Origin of the sequence: Bacillus sp. (in: firmicutes) (genome assembly GCA_012842745.1) — a bacterium.
In the GTDB taxonomy this organism is placed as follows: domain Bacteria; phylum Bacillota; class Bacilli; order Bacillales; family Bacillaceae_J; genus Schinkia.
Genome location: DUSF01000045.1, coordinates 1 through 3,720 on the forward strand (window position 1 = coordinate 1; position 3,720 = coordinate 3,720).

The 3,720-nt window shown below is 38.8% G+C and carries 2 protein-coding genes and 1 pseudogene; 2 read left to right on the forward strand and 1 reads right to left on the reverse strand.

The features are described 5' to 3' along the window. Positions 1-229: 229 nt before the first annotated feature. Positions 230-1,486: pseudogene (locus GX497_11685) on the reverse strand (IS110 family transposase). Between the two features lie 360 nt (positions 1,487-1,846). On the opposite strand from GX497_11685, the gene GX497_11690 reads away from it, so the two are divergent. Beyond that, a complete protein-coding gene (locus tag GX497_11690; GenBank protein HHY73855.1) occupies positions 1,847-2,578 on the forward strand; it encodes a hypothetical protein in 732 nt (243 codons plus the stop codon). A gap of 300 nt (positions 2,579-2,878) precedes the next feature. Beyond that, positions 2,879-3,646, forward strand: a complete 768-nt coding sequence (locus GX497_11695) for a pentapeptide repeat-containing protein (GenBank protein HHY73856.1) — start codon at positions 2,879-2,881, stop codon at positions 3,644-3,646. Positions 3,647-3,720 lie beyond the last annotated feature (74 nt).

The window sequence follows — 3,720 nt, forward strand, 5'->3', positions numbered from 1 at the left end:
ACAAGCTATCTAAATAATACCCCAGTCCTCGGCCTTGTAAAAGGTGGGGACTATTTGTCTTGGAGTATCTTAATAATAACTTAATCCTCATCTACGGAGTAGGTGGGGATAGTTTGACGCTTACCTTAGTTTGAAAGAACGCTGAACGTCGCCACTAGGGGAAATTTGGCATAACAAAATAAGCCCTACTGCAACAGCGGGCTGGCGAAATATGGATTTGGGTGAAATGTCAAACGTGTATACTTTTATCGGGGATCTGATAGCCTAACGTTTCTAGGTATCGTAATGCCATTTCTTCCGTGATCTGAGGTGCATAAGTTGGTTTTGGCTTGGAGTCTATTTTGTACAACTCTTCGTTAAATGGCTCATTTTTATCTAGCATATGGTAAATACAAACGAGTAACTTATGTGCGATCGCTATAAGCGCTTTTTTGTGACCTCTACGCTTCTTAATTTGATCATAACGGATTTTGAAGTAAGGATACTTTTTACTTTTAATAGCAGCATTGGCACATTGAACTAGTAACGGTTTGATATATACGCCAGCTCATGAAACACGGACTGATTTTTTCTTTCCGGCACTTTCATTGTTTTGCGGAGTAAGTCCTGCCCAGGAACATAGATGTTTATCGGAAAGAAATACAGACATATCAATACCAATTTCGCCAAGAATAGCAATAGCCGTAAAGATATCTTTGATGCTTGGTAACGATAAAATCAATTCGATTTGTGGCATATAGGGTTGAGCTAATTTTAAAACAACGGATTCAATTTCAGCGATATGCTTCTCAATGCCTTCCATATGGTCAAGGCATACGCGCATTTTATCCGCTTGTGGTTCCGTCAAATACCCTTGAATAGATTTTACAATGGTGTCTGTTTTGTCTTTCATTTTTCCGTGTAGCATCGACGAAACATCAAAATCTGTATCATCTGGATGGTCAAGGATGTGGTTAATAATTCGCATAGAACTTACACCAAAAGTATCCGAAACTACACTGGAAATCATAATGTTGGAAACGGTAAGCGAGTTTTGAACACGATTTTTCTCGCTCGACTTAAAATTGATAAGTTTAAACCGATACCGCGTTAAATCTCGTATTTGACGAATGGGTAGTGGCGGAATAAAACTGCCGGGAACCAAGCCGTGTTTGTGTAGGTCGCAAAGCCAAATCGAATCTTTTTTATCGGTTTTCTTACCGCGTATACCTTTAACATATTTTGGGTTAGCCACAACAACTTCACAATCGTGCTCCAAAATATTAAACACTGGGTGCCAATACTTGCCTGTAGACTCCATACAGACATGTTTACAAGATTGCGATTTTAGCCAATCTAAAAGTTGGTGTAGACCCTCGGTGAATGTGGAAAATTGCTTGGTTTGGTATTCCGTAACCCCCGATTTGTTCGTCTTACCAACCGTAGCAACAACAAACTTTTTGTGGACATCAATGCCACAGCAGATAGGGTAAACAATTTTAAGCATAAACACATCCCCTCACAATTTATCGTGGATAAAACAGACATTGACTGTTTGCCATGTCATAAACGGGAATTGTTTACACAAAGATTAGTTTACGTGCTCGATGGCACACATATTTGTACTTGAAGACAGCAAACGGCACATCTTTCTATGCGGGCAGCTGGGAGCTGCACCACTCACCTCCCCGTGCTCTGTAGTGTATCTGCTTATCCAATTACATTATAACAGCCATCACTAGAGGAGGAGAGTAAATTCTCTTTCATTAAATTTTTGTGCCTTAAGCGTAGCGAAAGGAATGATGCTTTCTATGAGTAAACACAAAAGACCAACACCTTGGGAAGATGATTAGGGAGTGATAATAATTTGGACTTAAAAGAATTTGATTTAGATTTACCATATCTGGTTAATGAGGCAAAAATTCAGTCGATTATGAAGGACAGAGGTTGCTCGTATCAAGAAGCTACAAAATTTGACTATGAGCAAAATTGGAAGGAACTACGCCGTTCTTTTAGACTGGAAACAAGATGCATGACTTCCATGTTCGAGAGGCTTTTTGGTAAATTAAAAACAGAGGACTGTTGGAAAATACTTGTCGAGTGTGTATCAGATATAAAAGAAGAGCGAGTCTTAAATTTCTCTGGAGTATGCACAGTTCAAGTAAAGTTTGGAGTCAACGATTTTCTAGAGAGTGATGAATATAATAAAAAAGTTGCTACCCTTGAACTACTAATACAAGGTATAAGGAAGGTGGTTCAAAAATATGGTTGGAATGAAGACTCATTCAATCATGTCTACTCATTAATTAAGGAAACGCAATATATAAATGAGTGGGTTTGGAAGAAACCAGTTAAGAGTCCAGATGGTAAGTACGTGGCTGAAGTTATTTGTCAACATAATATTAAAAGTATGGATATCTCTATTCTTGTTAAAGAAAAGGGAGGGAGTCAAGCCATCAAGAAGAATAGCATAATTTCGGAGTTGCCAGATGAATTTGCATATGCAAAGCATTTAGGTCAGCTTCAATGGCTCTCAAACTTTGAAGTCGTTTTGATTAACAAAAAAGGAGACCATAGTTGGTCTACTCTTGTTGATTGAGAATAACCAATTAGATTCTTCTTTTGGTGGGGCTACCTAGTGCCGAATGAACCATCACTCAACTAAGAACAAATTTAACCATTGTAATACCCTTATAAAGATTTCTTCGTTTTATTTGTATGCGCATAAATGCTTGAATTTAATATCCTAAATAACTTTACTCCGTTACATTGAACAGGTCAATTATGGTCAGATGTCGCCATGATTGACCTGTTTTTTGTTATCTTCGCTTTCTTACGGTTTTTTCAAAAGAAATTGCAATAATGTAAATAACCGCAACGATAGATACGGTGAAAGTACTTGGTCGCAACTATATTGCAACATAGTCCAACCACTAATATCGAACAGATGTTGTTCAAGGAAGCAATGAATTATCATCAATATGTCGTGAGTTTGGCGAAATATGCCTTGCCTACAAGTGTGTTATGTGCTGAATACGCCTTGTTAGAGAAGGAAGATACGATGGAAATACGGGTGGGCGAACATGTAGGTTTGAGCGAGGCTGTCTGTCAGGAAAATCATAGTGAAAGGGATCAAGATGAGAGTAGGGAATGGCTAGAAGAAAAAGCCGAGGATGACTATGCCTATGAAGTATTTTCCGATTTGAATCTATCTCAAGGCCATTATGAAGAACTTGATTTACGTTATAGTGATTTTCGCAAGAGTGATTTATCATATAGCCGTTTAAATGGCTGTTTGTTGATAGGGGCGAATTTAAAATGGTGCAACATGACCGAAAGTAACTTGAGTGATAGCTTCATTCATGAAGCAAACTTTAGCGATAGTGTGTTGAAACAGGCAAACTTTCAAAGGGCGGAAGGTGCAAGTGGCTTACCTGATCCAACAACTTGGGACATGCCAGGCTTTCTTCCCGTTTCTTTCGAAGGTGCTGATTTAGAGGGAGCGAATTTTGAAGATGCTGTTCTTCAAGGAGCGAGTTTTGTCGGGGCAAATCTTAAGGATGTTAACTTCACGAGGGCAAACCTTGAAAAAGCGGTTTTTTCTAAAGAAGCGGAAGAAATGCTCGTTCTAGATGACAAACAAAAAGCAGGCATTATTTGGAGGTAGAGGATGAACTATTTTATCTTGAGACAGGATGAACGAATTTCTCACGCGGTCGAGCCGATAGGACTCTCGCAGGT